The following is a 25,828-nucleotide window of genomic DNA, read 5'->3' as shown; positions in this document are numbered from 1 at the left end:
TCATATATAAGTTTAATGCCAGTTAAAAAATATTATAAGCGAATGTCCGCTAACTCTTTATCTAGCATATATTTTAGATCGTAAATCACATGCTCTTTTTTCATCATAGCTTTTATTTCATCAGCCGATAAAGCTTTAAATTGATGGTGAGCAACTGCAAAAATCACCGCATCATAGTGAGCTTGTTTAGGCGCTGAAATTAAATCAATATCATATTGGTTTTTTGCTTCTTCAGGATTTACCCAAGGGTCATAAACATCGACATTGACATCAAATTCTCCAAGTTCAGTTACGATATCAACAATTTTTGTATTGCGAACATCAGGGCAATTTTCTTTAAAGGTTAAGCCCATCACTAAGACATTAGCGCCATTAACGGGTAACTTCCTTTTAAGCATGGTTTTTACTAATTGTGAAACCACGTATTCGCCCATAGAGTCATTAATACGACGACCCGCTAAAATCACTTCCGGATTATAGCCAATGGATTGGGCTTTATGGGTTAAGTAATAGGGATCAACACCAATACAGTGACCGCCGACAAGACCGGGTCTAAAGGGTAAAAAATTCCATTTGGTACCCGCCGCTTTTAATACTTCTTCGGTATCAATATTTAGTTTATTAAAAATAACCGCCAACTCATTAATCAAAGCAATATTGAGATCTCGTTGAGTATTTTCAATCACTTTTGCCGCCTCAGCGACTTGGATACTTGATGCTTTATAAGTACCTGCGGTAATAATTGATTTATAAAGGTCATCAATAAAATCAGCAATTTCAGGGGTAGAACCAGAGGTCACTTTTAAGATATTGGTAACCCTATGTTCTTTATCACCAGGGTTAATACGCTCAGGACTATAACCAGCGAAAAAATCTCGGTTAAAAACCAACTGACAGTTGCGTTCAATTTCAGGTAAACACACTTCTTCGGTAGCACCTGGATATACAGTTGATTCATAAATGACGATATCGCCTTTATTCATCACCTTCGCCAGCATAGCACTCGCTTTGACTAGTGGCGTTAAATCTGGTTGCTTATGATTATCAATAGGTGTTGGCACAGTGACAATATAAACATTGCAGTTCTTTAAGTCGTCGACATTAGCTGAATATGAAATAAGTGCTGAGTCGGCTAATTCTTCAGTTGAGACTTCTAAAGTAAAATCATGGCCTTGCTTTAATTCTTCAATCCGTTTGTTATTAATATCAAAACCCAAAGTGGGGTATTTTTTACCAAACTCTACTGCTAAGGGTAAACCGACATAACCTAGGCCAATTATACCTAAATTTACGTTTTTTAATGAGTGCAACATACTAGGTCCATTTATTTTTATTAACGCTATTAGTAAAGCTTAGAAAGCGTTTTGCTAATGATTTATTTGACAGTCTAACTTGCTAGGCATTTAAGCCTAGCAGTATTTTAAATTATACAGTTTCAGCTAGATGCCACTGATAGCGGCGATTGCCACGGCAGAGTTATAGATTATGGTAGTGACACTAGACCATAAGGCTAAGTTATTCATGTATTCAGCATCAAGCGGTACCACTATGGTATCGCCAGGCTTTAAGTTATCGCCGGCATCGCTGGTAAACCAATTGCCACTGTCCATCATTTTAATACTGCCGTTAGCTGAAATAATATAGATGCGGTCTTCATCAGCACGTTTTTTACTGCCGCCACTTTGTGCGAGGTAATCTTGTGCCGATAAATTAACATCATACATATGTGATGAGGTTACCTGTATTTGACCAACGACGTTGATAGAATTTTTCTTAGTAGGTACATAAAGCACATCGCCACCTTCTAATAAAACATCATAATACTTATCGTTAATTACTTTCGGTAAATCAAGTACTAAGCGACCTACCGGCTGAACATTGGCCATATCCGCTAACATTTGCTGTACATCAGCATAGTCTTGTGAATAGTTTTTATCTGACATGGATTTAGATGCCATCTCAACACGTAAATCGGCAGTCAATTTCAATAAATTTTGTTGCTCAATTTCACGTAACTGTACACGAGTAAACACAGAGCCTTCTTGATGAGCAAACTGAGTAAAACCACCAGCCTTAGCAATTAAGTCTGCTAAACTTTCGCCGCGACGTACAGTATATTTACCGGGGAAGACAAATTCACCTCTCAGCTCAACCACATTATTTTCACTCCAGGCAGGAATTTGATGAATATTGAGTCGATCTTTTGAGCTTAATAAAACATTATCTTTTTCTTCACCGGCAAGCGCTGCACCAAGGTTCACACTAATAGAGCTTTGCTGAGCCATATGATTAACGATTTGATTACGAGTCACTTCCGCACGCACCACATAAGCAGACTCAGTTAAACCACCCGCAGCCGCAACTAAGTCAGCAACACGAGCATTGGTAGCCAACGGATAAAATCCGGGGAATTTCACTTCACCATCAACTTCAACAAGAAGTATCGGCTGCCCTGACTTACCTTGACGCTTTAACTGTTCAATAATCGGCCACAACAAACGTTGACGTGAGAAAATAGTTAACTCTTTAATATCAACCTCTTCCTCTAGCTCTCCACCACTAAATTGCGCAATAGATTGCTCAATTAATTTAGCTTCAGCAGCAGCTTCATTATCAAGCAGAGCGGCTTTTTCTGCATCACCGTATTTTAACCAAAACTGCTTTCTTTTATACTTAACTTTCGCCCACTCTTGTTCTTTTTTTGCCAGATTTTCTTGGGTAAAAGCTAAATCATCTAAACTAACCTTGCTTTGCACCAACTTGACAATATTAGTAAAAACTAAAATCTTATCATTACCTTCAAGTATAAGGTTATCTTTAGAGTTAGGTGCTGAAATAGCCTTAGCTAAATCAAATTGTAGTATTTCAATGTTACGGGCGATATCAACTTCACGTACCACAAGAGAATAATTAAGGTCGGCCGAGTGTAATAAATGCGAATCGATACTTGGAAAAATGTCGGTAATACGCTGACCAGTTTGCCATTGATATTTACCTGGACGAGTGACTGCGCCAATAACAGTAATAGATTGCTCAAACATTTCAGCGGCTTTCATCACATAGACCGCATCCCCTGCTTGGACTTTTTTTGCTAAATCACCGGCCTTGGTTAAGTCGATATTAACTACCGTACGTAAGGCATCTTGGTTATAACGTTCAACTCGGGTTGTTTTAGCAAACGCTGTTGGCAATAAACCACCAGACATGGTCAAGACATCATTAAAGTTGGAATCTTGGCTTAGTTCATAAATAGCAGGGCGTCGTACTTCACCTTCAACACGAATGGTATGGCCTTTAGGAGCAACAAAAACCACATCGCCAGATTGCAATAAAACATCAGAGCTTGAGTCACCCTTTATTAATAGGTCATACAAATCTAACGTCGTCACTAATTTACCAGCGCGTTTAAGCTGAATATTACGTAAACTACCGATATCGCTGATACCACCGGCAGCAAAAATCGCATGAGTAATGCTTGATAAGGAACTTAAAGTATAAGGACCAGGTTTAAAGGCATCCCCTAAAACAAAAACACGCATTGAGCGCAGAGAGGCAATACCGACAACTACATCAATTCCAATCACTTTTTCTTTAATGCGCGCGGTTAACAAACGCTTCATTTCATCAAAAGATAAACCAGACACGGTAAAGGGTCCGTGTGATGGAAAAACTATTTGCCCTTCACGGTTTACCGTTAATTCTAACTCGTCTTTTTCTTTGCCAAATATTTGTACTGAAACTTTATCACCTGGCCCCATGATATAGTCGGCAGGGATGGCAATATCCATCATTGGGGCGAAGGTTTGCGGTGCATTAGCAAAAACTTCATAACCAAATGGTTTTAACTCATCACTTTTTTCGAACTCGGCTAAGTCATCATTTTCAACAATAGGGTTGCCATCAGCATCAAACTGAGTACCGCGCGGGTAAGTTTCGGTATTCTTTACCTGTTCACTTGAACCACCTGACGTTTGCCCCTTAAGGCTATTTATGTCAACGCCCATTTGCTTAGCCAGTGCTTCTTGTTGCGCTGGTGGCAGATTTTTAAATTGTTCGATTTGCGCTGGAGTAGGTTGAGCGTAAGCAAACGCTTTAAATGGGGAAGTTGCTAGAGAAAAAGTCAATACTAGCGATGCCACTACCAATAGATTATAGCTATTGGTATGGTGATTTTTAACAAACTGTTTGATGGCGGTTATCATTTTAGCAAAAATTCCTATTATATAGCCTGTGCGGTAATACATTTAAGCTGAGCTGTAATCTATCCTTGAATGAAAAGAGCCCGAGCTTAACCACTTAAATTAGTGACGCCGAAGTTTAGCAGTATACGGCTATGCAAACAATATGTTAACCAAGTAAGTCGTCAAGCTAAATTAGCTTTTGCTAATTATTTAGCGGACGAAGTACTAGGAAACATTTCTCTACGGCTACAATAGCTTTGTATACAATCTTTTATAACAAAACTTGCCTTTATTAGTTCACAAAGGTATAACTCTCCCTTTACTGAAAAAAGCAATTGAAAATTGTTACAGTAAAAAGCACAGTTAAAACTAACGCACATAATTATAAAGATAAAATCTAGGATCATGATATGACTACACCTAATGCGGGGACGCTGTTTGGCCACCCGAAAGGACTTTTCCTTTTATTTGGTACTGAAATGTGGGAGCGTTTCGGTTATTACGGTATGCGTGCCTTATTGGTATTGTATCTTATTGCCTCAACACAAGACGGTGGTTTTGGCTGGACTAACCAAGAAGCATTAAGGTTATATGGCTTTTTTACCATGGCAGTTTATTTAACGCCGGTAATAGGTGGTTGGTTAGCCGATAACTATATTGGTCAACGTAAAGCTATTATTTGGGGCGGACTAATTTTCTCCTTAGGTTACTTTACCTTAGGCATTCCAAAGTCGATGATTGTCGGCATGGAAGAAACGGTATTTTATCTCGGTTTAGCACTTATAATTATTGGTAACGGCTTATTTAAAGCCAATGTATCAAGTTTAGTCGGTGAGCTTTATGAAGAAGGCGATCACAGACGTGACGGCGCTTTCACTATTTTCTATATGGGTATTAACTTAGGTGCTTTCTTAGCACCTATTACTGTTGGTGTTCTTGGAGAAACCGTTAACTGGCATTACGGCTTTATCTTAGCCGGTTGTGGTATGTTAATTGGTTTAACCTTACAGCTGACCCTAGCGAATAAATATTTAGGTGATATTGGTGTTGAGCCATCAGCTAAACGCACTAAAGGTGAGCAGAAAGCAGATGCACCGTTAACCCCTCAAGATATCGATCGCATGAAAGTTATTTTAATTATGAGCATGTTCTCGGTGATTTTCTGGGCTGGCTTTGAACAAGCCGGTGGTTTATTTACCATTTATGCGTCTGACTTCACCGACCGTACTATCTTTGGTTTTGAAATTGCCGCTTCATCATTTCAATCATTGAATGCGATGTTCATTATTATGTTAGCGCCTTTTGTTGCCTCTACTTGGGTTAAAATGGGCTCAAACGAGCCAACTTCACCGAAGAAATTCGCCCTGGCGATGTTATTTTTAGCACTAGGTTTCTTCGTGATGTTATGGGCTACCATGGTTCAAGGCGGCGATGTCGCAGTGAAAGTAAGCATGTTATTCTTAGTATTCGCTTACCTTTTCCATACATTAGGTGAGTTATGTTTATCACCGATTGGTTTGTCTATGGTAACTAAATTAGCCCCACTTAAATTCACCTCATTATTAATGGGTATTTGGTTCTTCTTTACCGCCTTATCAAACTGGTTAGCTGCATTTATTGGCTCATTTGTTGGTGAAGGTGAAGAGATGGTCAATAATGCCGCGAATATCTTTATGGGTGTTGGTATTGGTGCTTTAATTACCGGTCTTATCATCTACCTTTCAGCAGGTAAATTAGTTGAATGGATGCATGGCGCTGAAGGTGAGAGCAGCCATGATTTAGAAAGTAAGATTGAAGAAGAAATTTCAGTGACAGGTACTCACGAAGGTATTTCTGAAACACACAGATAATTCGTAAGAGTTACAAGTTACAAGAATAGTATTAAGCTGGGTGAGCAATCGCCCAGCTTTTTTTATTCCTAAAAATTATTAATAATACCAGTTTCATTAAGTTTGTGATCTTGTTGTGCATAGGGAAAATAAATCAGGGCAAGGCGCTCGATTGAGCAATAGCTGGCTATTGGGATTGAGAGCAACGCTGGCATGGAGTATTTTAACCAGCACAGTGAGCAATAATTTAATGAAATTGGTATAACCAAGAACTGATAAAGATAATTCCCTTATGAATGCACGTTCACAATTACGAAAAGCAATTAGACAACGCCGTAATACCTTATCGGTAACACAGCAGCATAATGCCTCCATTGCACTGGCAACAAGCTTATCTAATCATAGTAAAATTCAAGCGGCTGATCGAATTGCAGTTTATTTAACTAATGATGGCGAGCTAGGTACGGCAGCTTTTATTGATTGGTGTTGGCAACAACAAAAAGAGCTTTACCTACCGGTTGTACACCCTTTTAGCCCTGGGAATTTACTTTTTTTGCGTTACCAACAAGATAGTAAGTTAGTTAGCAATGCCTTTGGCATTTTAGAGCCTAAATTAGATGTTACTAAGGTTTGTCCATTAACCGAGCTTGATATTATATGCACTCCGCTAGTAGCTTTTGATGAAACTGGCGCCAGGCTAGGTATGGGCGGAGGTTTTTATGACCGAAGCCTTGCCCACTGGCAACAAAGTAAGCTTTACCCACTAGGGCTGGCCCATGATTGTCAGCTTGTTGAAAGTATCCCGGTAGAGAGTTGGGATATCCCTTTACCGGAAATAATCACGCCAAGTAAAAACTATTACTTTACCTAGTATTAACTAGTTCTGTTTAGCTTCGCTTTTTTAGCAAGCCAAAAATAACAAATCCTTTAACTGAATAGCTAGCTGCTTATCGAGAAATCACCTTACTAATGATGAATCCCATTAACAAATTACGTTAATTTTGTGGCCAATTTAATTCAGTAAATACCTGCTGCCACTGGTGATCGAACGGCGCGGATATTTTAATTTTTATATCGCTAATCGGGTGATTAAACTCTAATGACATAGCGTGCAGCATTAAGCGCTTAAAACCAAAGTGATCAATAAAAAATGGATTTTGTTTATTATCGCCATAGTTAATATCCCCTAAAATAGGATGACGTAAATGGGCTAGATGACGACGAATTTGATGACGTCTGCCTGTAACCGGTTTTACTGCAACTAAAGAATAACGCACGCTATCAAATTTACCGACTTTGAATGGCAAACTCGCTTGCTGCTGCACTTGATAATAACTTTTCGCAGATTGTGCCGGCTTATCACGGCTAACGTTTTTGTCACCCAGCTTATCCAGTTTTTCTTTTAAGGGGTGATCAATAAAACCAGCTGGCACTGCTAGGTGACCACGTACCAAGGCATAATAAGTTTTTACCATGGCTAAGCTAGTGTTATCGACATTATGAATAACCGTAGGCTCGTTGAGGTCATCTTGCTGTTCTGACTCGGCATTAGTGTTAGCGGTAGCCGTTAACTTAATCTCAGCTTGACTAGACTTATTAGCAAAGGCTTCACTGAGTTTCCTAGCAACTTCTTTAGTTAAAGCAAAAAGAAGTACTCCTGATGTTGGTCTATCTAAACGGTGCACTGGATAAACATATTGCCCTATTTGATCACGTACTAATTGCAAAGCAAAATAGATTTCATCTCTATCCATAAAGCTGCGATGAACAAATAAGCCCGCTGGCTTATCAACCGCCACCATATATTCATCTTGGTATAATATATTAAGTACTGGTTTTTCCTCATCATCACTAAGGCTAGAACTTACATCAGCGGCATTAATATCATTCACTGTAATCACCTTGGGCTGTTAATGTTTGGTCTATATTTTGGATAATATCAAGCAGAGGTTTAGCTTTAGCAGATAAATGCTTAAAGGATTCTTCTGCCATGGGCCTTAACGCTATTTTCGCCGGTAATGCTTGTTGCTGATTTATCAACTGAGTTATTCGAGGAATAAATATAAACTGTAACCATTGCTCAAAGGCTAAGGTATCACAGCAAAAAGGCGCACTACTAGCAAGCTCAGCTGCACTTGGTTGCTGTATTTGCCAAAGCTTAAGAGATTTAAGCTCAGTGGTTAACGCTGCAAGCAATTCTTCGGTGTGTTCAAAGTGTTTTTTCATCATCTGTCGTTTATTTTAGCTAGATTAGTTAAGGTAGATTATTTAAGGTTAATAACTTAGGTCGATAATTAGGTCAATAGTTTTACTATGTTAATGGCGTCATTATCCTTATAATAAGGCGCTATAACAAGCGGCAATACTATTGAATTTATGACTGACACAGCTCCAGCAGAGAACATAGCTACCCTATCAGAATTACTTAAAATTTCTGGCTCACAATATCGTCTTTATGATATTGGGCGACTAGTCACTAAATTACCCAAAGAACAATTTGAAAAGGTTGAGTTAAACCAATTACCTTACCCTACCCCGACTCAGGGACATGCTTGCATTGCTATTGCTTTTTGGCAAAAACAAGCATCACAGCCTTATTTATGGCTATTGAAGTTACCTCTTGATGAACGTGGTTTATTAAACCAAGGGGCAAGAAATCACTTTATCTCGATTATTGTCGATGCCCTAGGCGCTGATTTAACGCAAGAAACGTCTAAAAAACAAGAAGAGTTACTTAAGTCTAACCCTTACCTATTTACCCCTGCGCAATATAAATTAGCCAGTTTAAACAGTAAAATCAAAGTAGATTTGAAGCAGCCGCCCAGTGAATATTTTTCACCTTTTAAGCATTACCTTAGCCAAGAAAATCACGCAGATAACTGGCAAGGGGTTGGTGTACAAGGTATTACTGATCTTATTGCCAGAATAAAGCAAGATAATCATAGCGAACTGCTAGTCAAAGCGCTGCCACATTTACCTGAGGAAGTATTATCGCCAGTGTGTAGTGCCTTAGAGAATGAACAATACCCCGTAGCTTTAATCGATGCGCTGGTTAGTTCATTAACAAACGCATTGGCAAGTGCCTCAATAAAGCCAGAAGCAACAGTAAGAGCTGCACCATTATTACGTGCACTAGCAGCCAATAGTCAGCATATTCATGTTAAAGCGGTTGTTGCAAAAATTTTGACTCAGCAGCAAGTCAGTAGTGAGTTATTAATTACTTTATCAAGTCGTTGTTGGCAGGCTTTAGCTGATGAGAAAACACTGATGGCTTATTTCGAGCACTTACTCACTAATGACGACTTAGCCATGTTCGCTAGCATATTTAAAGATTTAGTGGCTATTCCTTTAATGAGGCCCGTGGTTTTTCTTTGTATTCGCAGTGAAAATCGCTCACCGGCACTAGCACAAGCCATTGGGCAATTGTTTAGACAAACTTAGGTATTATTATTTATGGAAAATATATATTATTTATTAGTCTTTTGTTTATTTTGCTGGTATTTCGTTTACTTAAGACAAGTATCAGAAGCCGCTAAAAAGCATGTAAATCGTTATTGCAAAGAAGCCGGGTTACAATTTATCTCTTTGGCAAGGCGCTCAAGTCGGATAAAATTTACTAAGCAGCATGGACCCTATATTTATAGCACTTTTGATTTTGATTTTAGTGGCGATGGTGAATCAAATAACCAAGGTGTGTTAACCCTTTATGGTTTAAAGCTCGAGCAAATTAACTTACCCGCATATCGAGTAAATTAGTACTGACCTTTATTAGTAAAAAAATCACACTGGAATTTATTGTCATACTAACCACTAAATCGCTGTTACCTTAAAGCATTAGTTTAGTTAAAGAATAAGTTACCTTAATAAATAACAAGCACCAAGTTTTAATCTATCTGTTGGAGATTTTTGTGCCATTTTTACAAGCCGTTTTTTGTTTAGAAGGATTTGATGATCGCAGTCGTTTTTTGGCAAGCTCAATGTTTGCTTTACTCGGCTTTATTTTTTGTTCGGTAATTTTTTCCGGCTATTTAGTGGTTAGTTTTGCACTTTTATTAATATTAACCACTGTACTCATCTGTAGTACTAAACGACGATTACACGACGCTAAACTAAATAAAAATTGGCAATTAGTGCCCGCGGGGCTCTTTTTACTTACCGGAATCTTAAGTTTAATTATTGAGAGTAGTAGTAGCTTCTATTTGTTAATTTTACCGGCGCTCAGTAGCGCTTTATTACTCACTTACCCAAGTAAAAATAAAAAACACCAAGATAAATATATCTTGGGTTATTACGGCCCAGTCGATCTAAGTATTTACCAACAAGAATCTGTTGGTATGACAACTCATAATCAACGTATCGAACCAACCCTAGTTGCAACAGGCATTAGCGAGCAACTTTATATCAATGAAACTGTAGCAGAACAAAACTCTGCGCAAAATTATCACTCAGATGATGTAACTGACAGTAAACAAGTCGATATTGGTGAACTTATTCGTTTGAAGTTCCTTAGTAACCGTAAATTACAACTTGGGGTAATCGCCAGCGTATCGCTGGTTTTTATCGCGGTCTTTGTTAATAGTTTATTTAATTCAATCAATCAACAGCAGTTAAGTAGCAATAACACTGAGTTGACTGAACCACAAGACAGCTCTAAAAACACCGCCAGTAATAGCATTACTACTAAAAATCATTTGCTTGAGATGCCAGATAACTTCAATTTATACTTATCTGAATATCAGGGAATTATTATTCACTGGCAGGCTGATCAAGTTCCTGATGGTGAGCTATGGTCACAGCTATCCGCAAAGGGTGATAAAAGCTGTCAAAGTATTAAATTTAATAAAGGTAGTGCTTTACGTCCTTTAACTGTTTTGGTTGAAAGCGGCAGTGAATACTTTGCTAGTTTCTCTCCCCTTGATAGTCAAGAACTAGTACAGGCACTGGCTTTTCGTGGTAAATTTTCACTTTGTGGTTATAGCTTCTCTCTTAAAGGCAGCCAAGCAGTATTGGGTAAACACAATCAGTACGCACCTTTTTTAGATAAAGACGCTTAGTTTGAACTATACCGCTATATAATCGAATGCAAAATAAAAAAGCGGCTCAATTAAATTGAGCCGCTTTTTATAATAATTTTTTACTGTTAATTGGCTTTTAAGTAAAGCCAATACCCGCCTTCATCAGGCCTTGATAGATACTTTTCATGGCAATGGTATTCTCACTAAGAGAATCTTGCCATTTATCACGTTTATCAAAGCCTAAGTCGCTAATTTTAAAATAGTGATCGGTTTTGATAGCGCTTTTATCTAGGCAAGCTTTAGTACAACCCAGCTCGCAGCCATCTATAGCAATAATAGCTCGACCTGATTTAGCCAGTGCAAGAATAGGTTCAACCTGACCGACAACCCCTGAAACACAAGACATCTCAGCAATACCGTCACCATCAAGATTTAAAGAAATATTGTGCGCCATCTGCGCAAGGTTTGAGCAACCAGAGCATGAATAAACTATTGGTTTACTCTTACTTTTATCACTATTGAGTTTAGGGGATTGTTGTAAGTACGACATTAAGCCACTCCTCCGCTACCTTTTTCAGCTGGCAACATTACCAATAAGAGCATTTTAACAAGCAGAAATAACTAAGAATTGATTTAGATCAATACAGCAAACAATAACCATTATGTTTTTGTGGTTATTTGTACCAGTCTGTTATTATTTGTTTTATTTTTGCCATATCCAGATGTTTTTGACATGCTTGACTGATACGTTCAATGGCTTGCTCCTCAAGTAGTTCAATACTCGGCGCTTGACTTACCTCATGACCAAGCCAATGCATAAAGAGTTTTAAGGCATTCGGTTGGTCAAATAAACCATGTAAATAACAAGCTGCTATTTGACCATCTTCGGATATTAACCCTTGTTTATCGCCTTGAATATCAAGTAGCGTATCAAGCGGTTTTTCGTCGTCATTAATAAATGTGCTCTCACCGGCATGAATCTCATAACCACAGATTTCAACGCTTTGTCCAGCTAGTTGCAATAGTCCTGAAACATTAAGCAAGATCTTTTGCCGCTTTAACACTGTCTTCATAGCAAAATAGCCGAGACCTTTACTGCTGCCCGCTTGTCCTTCCAGTCCATCGGGATCATCGATCAATTGACCGAGCATTTGATAACCACCACAAATGCCGATTACTTTACCGCCATAACGCAGATGTTTGGCAATATCATTATGCCAGCCACGTTGGCGTAAAAAACTGAGATCACTACGAACATTCTTACTACCAGGTAAAATAATCAAATCACAGGGAGGAATAGCTATTTTTTCAGGGCTAGTATCACCTTCAGCGCCCTTAGCGAACAGAAATTGGCAATCAATATCTTTATGATGGCGCAAAGCATCAAAGTCAGTGTGATTACTTATATGCGGGTAAACTAATACCACAATACGCACTTTGCCTGAAGACGATGTGCCTTGTGTTGATGACTGCTTTGTTACCAGCGCATCTTCAGAAGATATATCTAAGCCGTGTAAATAAGGCAAAACCCCTAACACGGGTTTATTGGTTTTTTGCTCCAGCCAGGTCAAACCTGACTCAAGTAACTTAATATCGCCACGAAAGCGATTAATGACAAAACCAACAACTCGGTCTTGCTCTGACTGTGACAACAACATCAAGGTACCAACCAATTGCGCAAAAACTCCGCCCTTATCGATATCAGCAATAATTAACACCGGGCAATCGACGGCCTCGGCAAAGCCCATGTTGGCAATATCACCCTCACGTAAGTTTATCTCTGCCGGGCTTCCCGCTCCTTCTACTACCACCAAGTCATATTTTTTTATTAAGCGCTGATGTGAACTAAGCACAGCGTGCATAGCCACTTTTTTATAATCTTGATACTCACTAGCTTCCATATTCGACGATGCGTTATGGCTAAGTGCTTTGCCATGGACAATAACTTGTGCACCAGTATCACTATTAGGCTTTAGTAATATAGGATTGAAATCGACATCTAAAGGTAAGCGCGCGGCCTTGGCTTGTAGTGCTTGCGCTCGGCCTATTTCGCCACCACAAGGGGTAACGGCACTATTGAGCGCCATATTCTGCGGCTTAAATGGTGCTACCTTAATATGTAAATCAGCAAACAAGCGACAAAGGCCTGCTACTAAAGTAGTTTTTCCTGCATCGGAAGTTGTCCCTTGCACCATCAAGGTTTTGCCTTGAGCAGATTTTTCTAACTCAAAAGGGTTGTTCATAGTATCAGTCTTACTTTGCCTGGCTTGCTTGTAATGCTTGGCTTTCAATTTAAGAATCCTCGAGCAGCGGTATGGCAATAGCCGTCACTTGCTGGTGTAATTGCTGATCTGGTTGTTGATGTATTTTCTGGTACGGTTGCTGGTCTGCTTGCCGGCATTGCTTTTTATCTTGATAAGGCTGGCTAACACAAACCCGAGAGAGGCTGCCATAACCAATTTGTAATTTTTGATGCCAACTGGCTTGTTGCCAATCAAGCTGTAATATATGCGCTAAGATCATGCGAATAACACCGCCATGGACAATAACTAAAACCCGTCGAGGTGTTTTCGATTCTTTTTTCTTAGCGGCAATAGCTATATGTTGCGCTAGCAAATTCTGCCAGGCGTTTATTACTCTCTGATGAAAAACGGCTAAGGTCTCTGCCTTAGGTAACACTATGTCCGCTGGCGCATGAAAAAAGGCTTCAAGTTGTGACCAATGAAGCTCAGGATTTTGTTCATTTAGCTTTCGATTGTGCCCCTTTGAGCTTCGGTTTTTCGCTTCGCTAAAGGGAGTATTATCAAAAGGAATGTCATCAAAAGGAACTCCATCAAAACAGCCAAAGTTCATCTCTTGTAAATCCGGAGATAACTCTAACGGTAAGTGGCAAGCCTCGGAAAATTCTCGCGCTAAAACTTGGCAACGTATTAGAGGTGAGCAAACAATAGCTTGGTGAGCAGTAGTCGTTTTTTGTTGGGCAACTAAGTATTTAAGTAAACGACGATTATCATTAGCAATAGGCTCTATATCTGTGCAACCATATAAAGCCGGTTTACCAGTTACCTTTACATGCCTTATTAACTCTATTTCAAGCATAAATAATACCAATTCCATTAAGTTTGTGATCTTGTTGTGCGCAGAAAAAATAAATCAGGGCAAGGCGCTTGATTGAGCAATAGCTGGCTATTGGGATTGAGAGAAACACCGCCTTGAGGTATTTTAACCAGCACAAGTAAGCGATAATTAAATTAAATTGGTATAATTATCACTTACCCACTAACATTTTTTATCGTTAACGGAATGCCCGCGGTTACCAAGGTGACCTTATCGGCAATGCCAGCAACTTTTTGATTTAACCAACCACAATAATCAACATATAAGCGGGTTGATTCGCCCATGGGGATAACCCCTAGACCTATTTCATTGCTGACAATAATAACCTCAGCATTTACTGAGCTTAAAGACACCACTAAACTATCTATCTCAGTTTGTAAGTGCTGACCTTGTTCGCCGTTAGTTGCTCCATGCACCGCATAAAGTTGATTATTCAACCACAAAGTTAAGCAATCTAATAAATATACATTATTGCTATCAAGATCAGTCAGTTTTTCGGCAAGCGCTAATGGGCATTCAATGAGTTGCCAGCTATCACCCCAAGCAGCTCTATCATTTTTATGCTGCTTTATTCTGCAGCCCATTTCCACATCAATGGCGGTTGCCGTAGCAATATAAACGGCTTGTTTATTTTGCCTTGTTGTCATCTCCAGTACTTGATGCTCGGCAAATTTCGACTTACCCGAGCGAGCCCCACCTAAAACAAAATGAATCAAGTGATTACCCCTGACAAGATATCTTTATTGATAAAGGAAACCAGCGTTAGATAAATAAGTAACTCGGAAATTTGCTGTGCTGCGCCTAAACAATCGCCGGTAAAGCCACCTATTTTGTCCATAAGCCACTGCTTAAATAACCAACGAAAAATCAATAACACCAGCAACAAAGCAAAGACCACTTCGCTTGCATAAAAAATTAATGGCGCAATTCCTATCAAGAGTAAGATAGATAATTCAGTTGAAGATTGTGCTTGAGCTAAGGGCTTACTCTTACTTAGATCGTCATCTGTGACATAAGGCATGCTAGAAATTAAACTACCCGCAACAGCCCTAGATAAACTTGCCGCTAAAATTAGTGCCAAAAGTAAGTGGTTACTATCTTGCTGAGTTAGCTCTACTAGCAAGGTAAATTTTAACAGCAAAGCCATCACTAAAGCAGCAGCGCCATATGTACCAATACGACTATCTTTCATTATGCTTAGTCGCTTTTCTCTAGTAAAAGCGCCGCCTATGCCATCAGCCATATCGGCTAGACCGTCCTCATGAAAAGCGCCGGTTAGTAGTAAACTTACGCCCATAATTAACAACACAGCGATATTGACGGGTAAAAAACTACTAAAACCGACATAAATCAACGCAAGAAGTAAACCTGTTACTAAGCCCACTAAGGAAAAATATCGGTTAGCTTTATTGAGTAATATCTCTGAATAGTGCATTGATTGGGGCACAGGTAAACGAGTAAAAAAACTTAGCGCCAAATAAAATAAATTCAGCTGACTCTTTGCTTGCGCTATCAACTGCTCTATCTGAGACTCTTTTACCTGTGCTTTTATCTGTCCATTTTCTGGCTTAGTCACACAGTAACTCCTGCACTTTCAAAACTGGCCATATTATTATAAAAACTTGCCGCCGCTTTAATTAAAGGATAAGCAAGTGCAGCACCAGTGCCCTCCCCCAAACGTAAACCTAGATTTAATAAGGCTTGGCCAGTTTGCTCAGTTAATGTTTGTGCAGCTAATAGCTCAGACAGTAAATCTTGGTGAGCTTTCTCTTGCGAGACATGTGAAAATATAAGGTAGTTGGCGACATTTTTATCCAAGCGATGGGCAACAAGTGCGGCCACGCTCACGATAAAGCCATCAATAACAACCGGAATACTTTTAGCTGCCGCCGTTAATATCGCAGAGACCATTTGTACTATTTCGAAACCGCCTAATTCAGATAAGAGAGTTAGTACCTCAGATTTATTTAAAGTCTCAGGCTCTTTCCCGGAATCTCTACTCGACTCTTTACAAGATAGACTAACTCGCTGTAATGCTTTCTCTATCAAAGCTATTTTTTTATTTAATTGCTCATCCGTAATGCCAGTACCTCGACCGACACATTGCTCGACACTAAATGTAGTCAGCGCTGACATTAACGCAGCAGCAGAGCTAGTATTGGCAATACCCATTTCACCAAGCAATAATAACTCGACCCCCTGTGCGACTTGCGCATTAACTACTTGCCTGCCATATTCAAAGCCTTGCTCTACCTGAGTGATAGACATAGCTGGCCCTAGTGAAAAGTTATGCGTACCGGCGCCAAGTCGTTGCTCAATAAGCTTAACAGCGCCCTTTTTATCCTTTACCACTTGAGGAACTTCATGCTGATTAATGGCTTGTAATATACCGCAATCAATCACAGTTAAGGCAAGCTCATTACTTTGGCAAAAGCAGTTTATCGCTGCACCGCCTTGTAAAAAATTGACTACCATTTGCTGGGTCACTTCACTGGGGGCAATACTTAATTTTTCTTCATTGATGCCGTGATCGCCAGCAAAAACCAACATGCTCGGCATTTTCATACTTATTTTTTCACTGGCTTCATCAACAGTGTTAGATAAGCTAGCACTAGCAAGCTTGCAGTTGTTTTCTCGTCTTTGCTGGTTAATTAAAGCGAGTTGTAAAGCCAAGGGTTCAAGTGCACCTAAGGCGCCTAGTGGTTTAGTTTTATGGTCTATTTTGGCTTGGATACTGTCGAATGTTTCTTTACTTAAAGGTGAAATAGGCATCATGAGGCTTAGTCTAAAGAGTTGTAATAAATAAGAAAAATAATGTTTCTATTTTAAGCTATTTAACTTGCTAAAAACATAACTCTTTTCACTATGATATAGCGTTAAAGTCACCCTAACACCCTGTTGCTTTTTATCTTTTTATTGCTTGCACTAGTGAATTTTACCACTAGCTTAGCTAGGAAAAAGAGTTAAAACTCTGTACCATCACCAATAGCAAGTATTTACCTTAAAATTTTACGTCAGGCTGATATAGTTTTATGAAAATAATTACAAAATGTACCCTTATCCTCTCAAGCATCTTTTTGACAAGTTGTGTTAATCAAAATACAAAAATTTCCGCCAACATTATGCCCCTGACGAACCCTTGTACTAAGCTCGACTTACTTAAAAGTGCTTATTATGATGACTTTAAGCAACTTAAAGAGATAAAAGTGGGCGGCAGAGTCAGTAATATGTGGAAAGCTAAATATCAGCTTTTTGGTGAAAGCTGCCAAGTATTTTCATGGGGAGGCAAGCAACATTCCTATTCTTGTCGCTTAATTGCGCCAGATGAAGAAACCGCGAAAAACTATTACCACAATGCAAAAAAAATCACTCAGCAATGCTTAGGCGATGAGTGGCAATTAGAAGAGAGTAAAAGAAAACACGATGATGGCATGAAGGCAGTTTTTACTAATCAAGACGCTAAACATAGTGAGCAGGTAAGCTTCTCAACTCATTTAGTACCAACATCGGGCATATTTTCTACCACTTGGACGCTTTACTATTATGTTGGTAATAGTTCACAGCCGAGCAAGAACACAGATTAACTTAAAATAAACATCTAATACCTATCAGCATAAGACTTAGACTCTTAAAGATACTTATACCAATTGCACTAACTAAGTGATCATTTTCAAATGGCCTAAAGTTCCAATAACATCGTTGCTTTCAATCTCAATAGCCAGCTATTGCTCAATCAAGCGCCTTGTTCTTGAAAATTTATTCTCATTGAATTCTGGAACCTTAATTAATCCAAATGGTATTATTTCAGCTATAAAAAAAGCTGATAGTTACTTTTGAAAATAAGTAAATATCAGCTTTCGAATTTTATAGCCTACGACTCAGTTATACCCGAAAACTCAGTTATAACCAGCAAGTCAGTAAAGGCTACTCACCAGGTAATAGTAACTAACAAGGCAACAGTTGCTAGCTATCTGTCGGCTCAAAACCGTCTAACGTTACCCCAGATAATCCACCGGTACCCGCTTGATCATTACTACGTAATTTAATCATTAAGCGTAAATCATTTGGTGAATCAGCGTGATGTAAAGCATCAGCATAAGTGATCAAACCATTTTGGTAATGATTAAAAAGCGCCTGATCGAACGTTTGCATGCCCAATTCATTCGACTTTTCCATAACCTCTTTAATACTACCGATGTCACCTTTTTTGATAAGTTCACTGATATAAGGCGAGTTAAGTAAAATCTCAATGGCGGCAACACGACTATGGCCGTCTTTTGTCGGTACCAGTTGTTGAGCAATAATGCCGCGTAAGTTTAATGCCAAATCAAATAATAATTTACCGTGTTGATCCGCTGGTACTAAATGCATAATCCGATCAATGGCTTGGTTGGCATTGTTAGCATGCAGCGTAGCAATACATAAGTGACCCGTTTCAGCAAAACTAAGCGCATGCTCCATAATTTCTTGGTTACGGATTTCACCAATTAAGATAACATCGGGCGCCTGTCGTAATGAACTTTGCAGTGCCGCATCAAAAGATTCGGTATCTAAACCAACTTCACGCTGAGTGATCATACTTTTTCCATGTTCATGGACAAATTCCACCGGATCTTCAATGGTTAAAATATGGCCACAGGAATTACGGTTACGATAACCTATCAGTGATGCCATTGAGGTTGATTTACCCGTACCGGTTCCACCAACAAAAAGTACTAAGCCACGCTTAGACATAACAACTTCTTTAAGTATCTGTGGTAAACCTAAATCGTCAACATCAGGTATTACAGTGACGATACGACGAGCAACCATACCGGCCATATCTCTTTGCCAAAAAGCAGAGATACGAAAACGGCCAATATCATCAATTTCAATAGCAAAGTTACATTCTTTTTCGCTATGAAATTGCTTCTGCTGCTTTTCATTCATGGCGGCATGGACAAGTTCTAAAGACTCTTCAGCCGTTAATACCACATCATCTATCGGTTGCAACTCACCATTTATCTTTGCGCTCACCGCCATTTTTGCGGTAACAAACATATCCGAAGCGTCTTTTTTTACCATTTTTTCTAATAATTGATGAAGTCTCATCTAATATCCTCTATTTCTTTTACTGGCAAAAGCTAGGTTCTAAAAACCTGAAAATTGATTTTTATCAACCGCTTTTTCCATGGCATCTTGTTTGGTAATCATGCCGCGATTTACTAGGTTTTGCAGACACTGATCCATGGTTTGCATACCGTGTTGCATACCGGTTTGAATAGCCGAATACATTTGCGCTATTTTATCTTCGCGAATCAGGTTTCGAATAGCGGGTACACCAATCATTATTTCATGGGCAGCAACACGACCACCACCAACCTTTTTAATCAAGGTTTGAGAGATAACGGCTCGTAATGACTCAGAAAGCATAGAACGCACCATAGATTTTTCTTCACCCGGAAAAACATCAATAATACGGTCAATAGTTTTTGGCGCTGAAGTAGTATGCAGTGTACCAAAGACTAGATGACCCGTTTCTGCTGCTGTCATGGCTAAGCGAATAGTTTCTAAATCACGCATTTCACCAACGAGAATAACATCGGGATCTTCACGTAAGGCAGAGCGCAATGCGGCTGAAAAACTCAAAGTATCACGATGGACTTCCCTCTGGTTAATCAAACACTTTTTGTTCTCGTGCACAAACTCGATAGGATCTTCGATGGTAAGAATATGATCGTGTTTGGTATTGTTTATATAATCAACCATGGCCGCTAAGGTAGTTGACTTACCTGAGCCGGTAGGCCCAGTTACTAAAACTAAGCCGCGCGGGGTATCGGAAATCTCCCGAAATATTTCCGGACAACCTAAGTCGTCAAGTGACAAGATCTTACTTGGGATGGTACGAAATACGGCTGCTGGACCACGATTTTGATTAAAAGCATTCACCCTGAAGCGCGCTAATCCTGGAACTTCAAAGGAGAAATCCACCTCTAAATTTTCTTCATATTCTTTGCGCTGACGGTCATTCATAATGTCATACACTAAAGCATTAACATCTTTTGCATCAAAAGCTGGGATATTAAGTTTACGTATATCACCATCTACACGAATTGACGGTGGTGTGCCCGTTGATAAATGTAAATCTGATGCGTTATGCTGTACGCTAAATGCAAGTAATTCGGTAATATCCATAAAAGCCTCTTTTATACGGTAATAAATAGGGTGATAAAAAATAATGTTTTTATCTTTTATCGGTAATAATTTAATAGGTTATACTATCCAGAAAATAATATAAGTTAAAAAGTTCACGCTAAATTCACATGATAAACATTAAAAATAATCTTGATAAAATTAAAGCGCAAATTCAGCAAGCTTGCCAGAAAAGTGGTCGATTAACTCATCTTAGTGAGCAGTCAAAGCAATCATTGCCAGTATCACTACTAGCAGTCAGTAAAACTAAGCCAGCGGCCCTCATCGAGCAGGCCTATTTAGCCGGGCAACATGATTTTGGTGAAAATTACCTGCAAGAAGCCATAGAAAAAATAGCCCAGCTGGCACACTTAAATGAGGCAAATTGGCACTTTATTGGCCCAATTCAGTCGAATAAAACCAAACAAATCGCCAGTAATTTCTCTTGGGTTCATAGTGTCGATAGAGAAAAAATTGCCCTGCGCTTAAATCAACATATCCAAGATAATAATTGTCACAATACTCCGCTAAACATATGTTTACAAGTGAATATTAGCAATGAAGAGTCAAAATCAGGTGTTGCTATTGATGACATTTTTCCGCTCGCTGAAATTGTCAACAACTGTGATAAACTCACCTTACGTGGCTTAATGGCCGTACCTGAAAAAAACGCCAGCAGCGCCTGCTATGAAAAAATGCAGCAATTATTTGCACAATTGAAAAAACAGTACCCCAGTGTCGATACCCTTTCTTTAGGTATGTCTAATGATTTGGAACAAGCGGTGGCTCACGGTTCAACCATGGTGAGAATTGGTACCGCCATATTTGGCGAACGAACAGTTAAAAATTAACCTTAGGACATCGTTATGAACAAAATTGCCTTTATTGGTGCCGGTAACATGGCGCGTGCGATTATTATTGGCCTAGTCAACTCAGGTGTGGCAGCACAAAACATCATGGTCTCTAACCCATCTGCAGCAAAGAGACTAAATCTTGCGCAAGAATTCGGCGTTTTACAAACTGATGACAATAATAAAGCCAGTGAATTTGCCGATGTAGTTGTGCTTTGTGTGAAACCACACTTTATCACTGACGTTTGCCGACAAATAAGTCAGGCTATCAGTATTTCCGGAAAACTGTTTATCTCTGTTGCCGCTGGGACTACGGTGGCACAGATTCAATTAGCGCTATCAAAAAACAGCCAGGTAAACTTGCCGCCAGTGATTCGCGTTATGCCTAACACGCCAGCACAGTTGGGTTTAGGAATGAGCGGTTTATATGCCTCAACTGAAGTTAGCACAGAGCAAAAATCAATTGCCGAGAAGCTTATGACTGCTGTTGGCAAAATAATTTGGCTTGCCACAGAAGATAAGATTAATGATATTATCGCCGTTGCAGGCTCTGCTCCGGCTTATTTTTTCTTGTTTATGGAAGCTATGGAGAAACAAGCGCAACATTTAGGTTTTTCTGCCCAAGAAAGTCGTATGTTAGTACAGCAAACGGCCCTTGGCGCTGCACAAATGGTTGCCCATAATGACGATGCTATCTCTACATTGCGTGCTAATGTCACTTCAAAAGGTGGTGCTACCCATGCAGCAATAGAGCAATTTAAGCATGATGGTATCGAAGAAATGGTGAAAAACGCCATGGGTGCAGCAATTACTCGTGCTGAAGAAATGGCTAAATAGTTCATTTCATTTACAGGATTTTTAATTAGAAACTTATTATTAAAAATTTAATTACCAAATTTAATTACCAAATTTAAAATTAACTAGAGGAAAACCAATGGAAGCAATTATTTATTTGCTTAGATTCGCCTTCGACGCCTTGTTAATGATTTTAATCATGCGCATATGGCTACAATGGGTAAAAGCTGACTTTTATAACCCATTAAGCCAATTCATTGTCAAAGTAAGTAACCCATTAGTGGTACCACTGCGCCGAATTATTCCTGGATTCGGCGGGATAGACCTGGCAACCATAGTTGTTGCTTATATTGTCGCAACATTAAAATTTGTTACTCTGGCGGCTTTATCCGGTGAAAGCTTAGGTGTTTTAGCGTTTTACATCGGTTTATTAGTGTTATTAAAACAAGCGGGCTTCTTACTGTTTGTATTGATGATCATCATGGCTATCATGAGTTGGGTAGTAAAAGGCTACAATGCTACATTAATGGTAATTAGCCAATTAACCGACCCTTTTTTACGACCTATTCGCAAAATAATCCCCAATATGGGTGGTTTAGATTTATCCATGTTAGTTGCGTTTTTGGCGATGAATGTCATCAATATATTGTTGGCAAGTTCACTGCCTTATTGGGGCGCGTTATAAAATAGCAGTTTGCCTATATTTTTGAACTTAACTTACTTTAGAACTGTTCTATAATAAAAGAGAGTAATAGCACAGTTCTAAGTCCGCAGTACTTTTTTTGGGAGATCCACATGAAAACTTCAATCATCAAACTACTTATAGCACTTAGCCTTAGCTTGTTTGTGATGACCAGTGTTAGCGCTGAAAACATGAAAAAATTAGGCTCTATGAATGTACATTACATGGCTATTGGTTCAACCTTTTTCACCCCTGAGATAGCTAAGGTCTATGGTATTACCCGCAGCCGATACAATGGTTTAATCAATATTTCGGTATTAGACAATAGCCAGAAAGGCACACCCGCTAAATCAGTGAGTATTACCGGTAAAGCTAAAAACAACCTAGGGCAATTTAAAGACTTAGACTTTAAAGAAGTCAAAGAAGGTAAGGCTATTTATTATCTCGCCCAAGTAAGCTATCACAATGAAGAAACCCTTCATTTTGATATTATGATTAATGATGGTAAAGAAAAACAGCAATTAAAATTTTCACAAAAATTCTATGTTGATTAAGATAAAATAACCTAACTAGTTATTAAAAAAGAGCTTTTTACAGCTCTTTTTTTTAGCCTTAATTTTAGCGATACAGGCCAGTATAAGGTAGAATAGCGCCTTAAAAACATCATCCATAAAACTCGCAATAGCCACAGGTAAACATCATGTCAAAAGTAGTATTAGCCACAGGAAATCAAGGAAAAGTTAAAGAGTTAGCACACTTATTGGCTGAGCAAGGTCTTGAAGTAGTTCCGCAAAGTGAATTTGATGTACCAGAAGTTGCAGAAACAGGCACTACCTTTGTCGAGAATGCCATTATTAAAGCCCGTCATGCGGCAAAAATTACGGGTTTACCTGCTATTGCCGATGATTCTGGTTTAGAAGTTGATGCCTTAAATGGTGCACCGGGTGTTTATTCTGCGCGTTACGCTGCCGACATCACCCAAGGTCAACTAACCGATGATGATAATACCAACAAGTTACTCGCCGCTTTAGCCAATACCCCGGATGAGCAACGAACGGCACGCTTTCATTGTGTTTTGGTTTATATGAAACATGAAAATGATCCAACACCACTTATTTGCCATGGTGTTTGGCAAGGTACTATTTCAAGAAGTAAACAAGGTGAGCAAGGCTTTGGTTATGATCCGGTGTTTTGGCAAAACGATTTACAAATGTCCTCCGCGCAATTAACACGAGATGTAAAGAACCAACGCAGTCATCGTGGTCAAGCATTAGCAAAATTGGTTGAAAAACTTAATCTTGCTGCAAAGTAAATTTTTTAAAACCTGTGTTTATGTTAGGTAGTTAAATATGTTAGAAAACCAGCCACTTTCACTATACATCCATATTCCATGGTGTGTGGAAAAATGCCCTTATTGTGATTTTAATTCCCATGCCGTTAAAAGCGCTATTCCAGAACAGGATTATGTCAGCGCTTTAATTGCCGATTTAGATGCCGATATTAACCGTTTTGCCTTAAACGATCGCCCGTTACACTCAATATTTATTGGTGGCGGAACACCGAGTTTATTTTCAGCGGCATCAATTAAAAGCTTACTAACACAGGTGCTGAGTCGCTTTGACCATAAAGCAGATATTGAAATCACCTTAGAAGCCAACCCCGGCACCGTTGAAGCCGACAAGTTTATTGGCTTTTACAATGCGGGTGTAACGCGACTGTCTATTGGTGTACAAAGTTTTGCATCTGATAAGTTGATAAAACTAGGACGTATCCATGATAGTAATCAAGCCCAAACTGCGGCAAAACTAGCCACAGATAGCGGAGTGACCAGTTTTAATTTAGACTTAATGCATGGTTTACCTAACCAGTCTTTGGAGAATGCCTTAGACGATTTAAAAATCGCCATTAGTCTTAACCCTCATCATATTTCTTGGTATCAGTTAACGATTGAACCTAATACTATTTTCCACTCTAAGCCACCGAAATTACCCGTGGATGATGTTTTGTGGGACATCCAAGATAGGGGTGTAGAACTACTTAAAGAAGCGGGTTATATCCAATATGAGATTTCAGCCTATGCTAAGCCAGGTTACCAATGCCAGCATAATATAAATTACTGGCAATATGGCGACTACCTTGGTATTGGCTGTGGCGCCCACGGAAAAATTTCCGATAGCCGTACACAAAAAATAATGCGTACGGTTAAGGTTAAGCACCCTAAAGGCTATTTGGATGAAAGTCGCGATTACTTAGATCAATTATCAGAAGTCGATAACAGTGACCGCCCATTTGAGTTTATGATGAACCAGTTAAGGCTACATCGTGCTTTTAGTGTCGAGCAATTTCAAAAAAGCACAGGGCTCACAATCAGCTCCGTACTGCCGCTACTTAAAGAAGCTCAGCAAAAGAAACTCATGGCTTTTGAAACGCGAGACAATGAAGAATATTGGCTGGTCACGACAACAGGACAAAGATATCTAAATGACCTGTTGGAAATTTTCTTATGACACTAACACCGCCATCAAACTCGCTGTCAACACAAAGCCCTGAGCAACAACGCCAGCTTGATTTAACGTTTATGCAAAGGGCCTTCGAGCTAGCTCAGCAAGCTGAGCTACATGATGAAATTCCGGTAGGTGCTGTGGTAGTGCATCAAGGCAAGATTATTGCTGAAGGCTTTAATCAGTCTATTATGCTTAACGATCCGTCAAGCCATGCGGAAATGAATGCTATTAGGCAAGCGGGAGAATATCTTAATAATTACCGACTACTAGACTGTACTTTATACGTAACGCTTGAGCCCTGCCCTATGTGTGCTGGCTTATTAGTTCATAGTAGAATAAAGCGCTTAGTCTATGCCTGCAGTGACCTTAAGACTGGCGCCGCAGGTAGTGCTTTTAACCTAGTCAATAATCCACAGCTAAATCACCAGTTGGAAATAAGCTCAGATATAATGCAAGAAGACTGTAGCCAACTGCTATCTGCTTTTTTTAAACGACGTAGAAAAGAAAAAAAACAAGCTAAACAAGCCGCCAATAAAGCCGCTCTTTAATAATAAATATCGCCGAAAAAACTTGCCACTAGAAATAGCCGCTAATTGATGGCGAATATTCAACCCTGTGCTAACTTATAAGTATTCCTCTTATTTAGTTTTGTTAATTTCTCTCATTTTCTCATGATTAAGAAA

Annotated in this window: 25 protein-coding genes; 13 read left to right on the top strand and 12 right to left on the bottom strand. The window is 39.2% G+C overall.

What is annotated here, in order from left to right:
* Positions 1-32: 32 nt before the first annotated feature.
* Together tviB and HRT55_RS01000 are read right to left on the bottom strand one after the other, a co-directional pair.
* Positions 33-1,313, bottom strand: a complete 1,281-nt coding sequence (gene tviB, locus HRT55_RS01005; protein WP_291618168.1) for a Vi polysaccharide biosynthesis UDP-N-acetylglucosamine C-6 dehydrogenase TviB — start codon at positions 1,311-1,313, stop codon at positions 33-35.
* Positions 1,314-1,439: 126 nt separating this feature from the next.
* Positions 1,440-4,202: an SLBB domain-containing protein gene (locus HRT55_RS01000; protein WP_291618166.1), complete on the bottom strand. Its 2,763-nt coding sequence runs from the start codon at positions 4,200-4,202 to the stop codon at positions 1,440-1,442.
* Positions 4,203-4,591: 389 nt separating this feature from the next.
* Here HRT55_RS01000 and HRT55_RS00995 point away from each other — a divergent pair, with 389 nt between their 5' ends.
* Both HRT55_RS00995 and HRT55_RS00990 read left to right on the top strand, forming a co-directional pair.
* Positions 4,592-6,031 (top strand): peptide MFS transporter, encoded by a 1,440-nt coding sequence (locus tag HRT55_RS00995; protein WP_291618164.1) that lies wholly within the window; start codon positions 4,592-4,594, stop codon positions 6,029-6,031.
* A gap of 271 nt (positions 6,032-6,302) precedes the next feature.
* A complete protein-coding gene (locus HRT55_RS00990) occupies positions 6,303-6,881 on the top strand; it encodes a 5-formyltetrahydrofolate cyclo-ligase (protein ID WP_291618162.1) in 579 nt (192 codons plus the stop codon).
* 124 nt (positions 6,882-7,005) lie between these two features.
* Here HRT55_RS00990 and HRT55_RS00985 read toward each other — a convergent pair whose 3' ends face one another.
* Together HRT55_RS00985 and HRT55_RS00980 are read right to left on the bottom strand one after the other, a co-directional pair.
* A complete protein-coding gene (locus tag HRT55_RS00985) occupies positions 7,006-7,812 on the bottom strand; it encodes a pseudouridine synthase (RefSeq protein ID WP_291618791.1) in 807 nt (268 codons plus the stop codon).
* Positions 7,813-7,894: 82 nt separating this feature from the next.
* Positions 7,895-8,239, bottom strand: a complete 345-nt coding sequence (locus HRT55_RS00980) for a YqcC family protein (RefSeq protein ID WP_291618160.1) — start codon at positions 8,237-8,239, stop codon at positions 7,895-7,897.
* A gap of 147 nt (positions 8,240-8,386) precedes the next feature.
* On the opposite strand from HRT55_RS00980, the gene HRT55_RS00975 reads away from it, so the two are divergent.
* The 3 genes from HRT55_RS00975 to HRT55_RS00965 all read left to right on the top strand — a co-directional run bounded on the left by HRT55_RS00975 (position 8,387) and on the right by HRT55_RS00965 (position 11,064).
* A complete protein-coding gene (locus HRT55_RS00975) occupies positions 8,387-9,451 on the top strand; it encodes a DUF3549 family protein (RefSeq protein ID WP_291618158.1) in 1,065 nt (354 codons plus the stop codon).
* Positions 9,452-9,463: 12 nt separating this feature from the next.
* Positions 9,464-9,766: a DUF3301 domain-containing protein gene (locus tag HRT55_RS00970; protein WP_291618156.1), complete on the top strand. Its 303-nt coding sequence runs from the start codon at positions 9,464-9,466 to the stop codon at positions 9,764-9,766.
* Between the two features lie 152 nt (positions 9,767-9,918).
* Positions 9,919-11,064, top strand: coding sequence for a hypothetical protein (locus tag HRT55_RS00965; protein ID WP_291618154.1), 1,146 nt, complete (start codon positions 9,919-9,921; stop codon positions 11,062-11,064).
* 97 nt (positions 11,065-11,161) lie between these two features.
* On the opposite strand, the gene HRT55_RS00960 is transcribed toward HRT55_RS00965, so the two are convergent.
* From HRT55_RS00960 to cobT, 6 genes are all read right to left on the bottom strand, one after another.
* Complete coding sequence (locus HRT55_RS00960) at positions 11,162-11,575, bottom strand: putative zinc-binding protein (protein ID WP_291618152.1); 414 nt, start codon at positions 11,573-11,575, stop codon at positions 11,162-11,164.
* Positions 11,576-11,699: 124 nt separating this feature from the next.
* Positions 11,700-13,268 (bottom strand): cobyric acid synthase, encoded by a 1,569-nt coding sequence (locus HRT55_RS00955; protein WP_291618150.1) that lies wholly within the window; start codon positions 13,266-13,268, stop codon positions 11,700-11,702.
* A gap of 49 nt (positions 13,269-13,317) precedes the next feature.
* Positions 13,318-14,142, bottom strand: coding sequence for a histidine phosphatase family protein (locus tag HRT55_RS00950; RefSeq protein WP_291618148.1), 825 nt, complete (start codon positions 14,140-14,142; stop codon positions 13,318-13,320).
* 155 nt (positions 14,143-14,297) lie between these two features.
* Complete coding sequence (gene cobU, locus HRT55_RS00945; RefSeq protein WP_291618146.1) at positions 14,298-14,858, bottom strand: bifunctional adenosylcobinamide kinase/adenosylcobinamide-phosphate guanylyltransferase; 561 nt, start codon at positions 14,856-14,858, stop codon at positions 14,298-14,300.
* The gene (locus HRT55_RS00940; RefSeq protein ID WP_367240840.1) at positions 14,855-15,718 is read right to left on the bottom strand and encodes an adenosylcobinamide-GDP ribazoletransferase; all 864 of its coding nucleotides are present in this window, start codon (positions 15,716-15,718) and stop codon (positions 14,855-14,857) included. Before HRT55_RS00940 ends, cobU begins: the two co-directional genes overlap by 4 nt.
* A complete protein-coding gene (cobT, locus tag HRT55_RS00935) occupies positions 15,715-16,917 on the bottom strand; it encodes a nicotinate-nucleotide--dimethylbenzimidazole phosphoribosyltransferase (RefSeq protein WP_291618144.1) in 1,203 nt (400 codons plus the stop codon). The genes HRT55_RS00940 and cobT overlap by 4 nt, the downstream gene beginning before the upstream one ends.
* Before the next feature lie 347 nt (positions 16,918-17,264).
* Here cobT and HRT55_RS00930 point away from each other — a divergent pair, with 347 nt between their 5' ends.
* On the top strand, positions 17,265-17,726 hold the full coding sequence (locus HRT55_RS00930) for a hypothetical protein (protein WP_291618142.1): 462 nt from the start codon (positions 17,265-17,267) through the stop codon (positions 17,724-17,726).
* Positions 17,727-18,105: 379 nt separating this feature from the next.
* Here the strand turns inward: HRT55_RS00930 and HRT55_RS00925 are convergent, their stop codons facing one another.
* Together HRT55_RS00925 and HRT55_RS00920 are read right to left on the bottom strand one after the other, a co-directional pair.
* On the bottom strand, positions 18,106-19,233 hold the full coding sequence (locus HRT55_RS00925; protein ID WP_291618140.1) for a PilT/PilU family type 4a pilus ATPase: 1,128 nt from the start codon (positions 19,231-19,233) through the stop codon (positions 18,106-18,108).
* Between the two features lie 39 nt (positions 19,234-19,272).
* Complete coding sequence (locus HRT55_RS00920; protein ID WP_291613885.1) at positions 19,273-20,316, bottom strand: type IV pilus twitching motility protein PilT; 1,044 nt, start codon at positions 20,314-20,316, stop codon at positions 19,273-19,275.
* A 128-nt stretch (positions 20,317-20,444) separates the two neighbouring features.
* On the opposite strand from HRT55_RS00920, the gene HRT55_RS00915 reads away from it, so the two are divergent.
* From HRT55_RS00915 to tadA, 7 genes are all read left to right on the top strand, one after another.
* Positions 20,445-21,164: a YggS family pyridoxal phosphate-dependent enzyme gene (locus HRT55_RS00915; protein WP_291618138.1), complete on the top strand. Its 720-nt coding sequence runs from the start codon at positions 20,445-20,447 to the stop codon at positions 21,162-21,164.
* Between the two features lie 15 nt (positions 21,165-21,179).
* The gene (gene proC / locus HRT55_RS00910; RefSeq protein ID WP_291618136.1) at positions 21,180-22,001 is read left to right on the top strand and encodes a pyrroline-5-carboxylate reductase; all 822 of its coding nucleotides are present in this window, start codon (positions 21,180-21,182) and stop codon (positions 21,999-22,001) included.
* A 97-nt stretch (positions 22,002-22,098) separates the two neighbouring features.
* Positions 22,099-22,644: a YggT family protein gene (locus HRT55_RS00905; RefSeq protein WP_291618134.1), complete on the top strand. Its 546-nt coding sequence runs from the start codon at positions 22,099-22,101 to the stop codon at positions 22,642-22,644.
* A gap of 110 nt (positions 22,645-22,754) precedes the next feature.
* Positions 22,755-23,195, top strand: coding sequence for a DUF4426 domain-containing protein (locus HRT55_RS00900; protein WP_291613881.1), 441 nt, complete (start codon positions 22,755-22,757; stop codon positions 23,193-23,195).
* A 146-nt stretch (positions 23,196-23,341) separates the two neighbouring features.
* On the top strand, positions 23,342-23,953 hold the full coding sequence (rdgB, locus tag HRT55_RS00895) for an RdgB/HAM1 family non-canonical purine NTP pyrophosphatase (protein WP_291618132.1): 612 nt from the start codon (positions 23,342-23,344) through the stop codon (positions 23,951-23,953).
* Between the two features lie 37 nt (positions 23,954-23,990).
* The gene (gene hemW / locus HRT55_RS00890; RefSeq protein ID WP_291618130.1) at positions 23,991-25,148 is read left to right on the top strand and encodes a radical SAM family heme chaperone HemW; all 1,158 of its coding nucleotides are present in this window, start codon (positions 23,991-23,993) and stop codon (positions 25,146-25,148) included.
* Positions 25,145-25,693: a tRNA adenosine(34) deaminase TadA gene (gene tadA, locus HRT55_RS00885; protein WP_291618128.1), complete on the top strand. Its 549-nt coding sequence runs from the start codon at positions 25,145-25,147 to the stop codon at positions 25,691-25,693. Before hemW ends, tadA begins: the two co-directional genes overlap by 4 nt.
* Positions 25,694-25,828 lie beyond the last annotated feature (135 nt).

Origin of the sequence: Colwellia sp. (assembly GCF_013214175.1) — a bacterium.
Classification (GTDB): Bacteria; Pseudomonadota; Gammaproteobacteria; order Enterobacterales; family Alteromonadaceae; genus Colwellia.
This window is presented reverse-complemented; position numbering and strand designations above follow the sequence as displayed.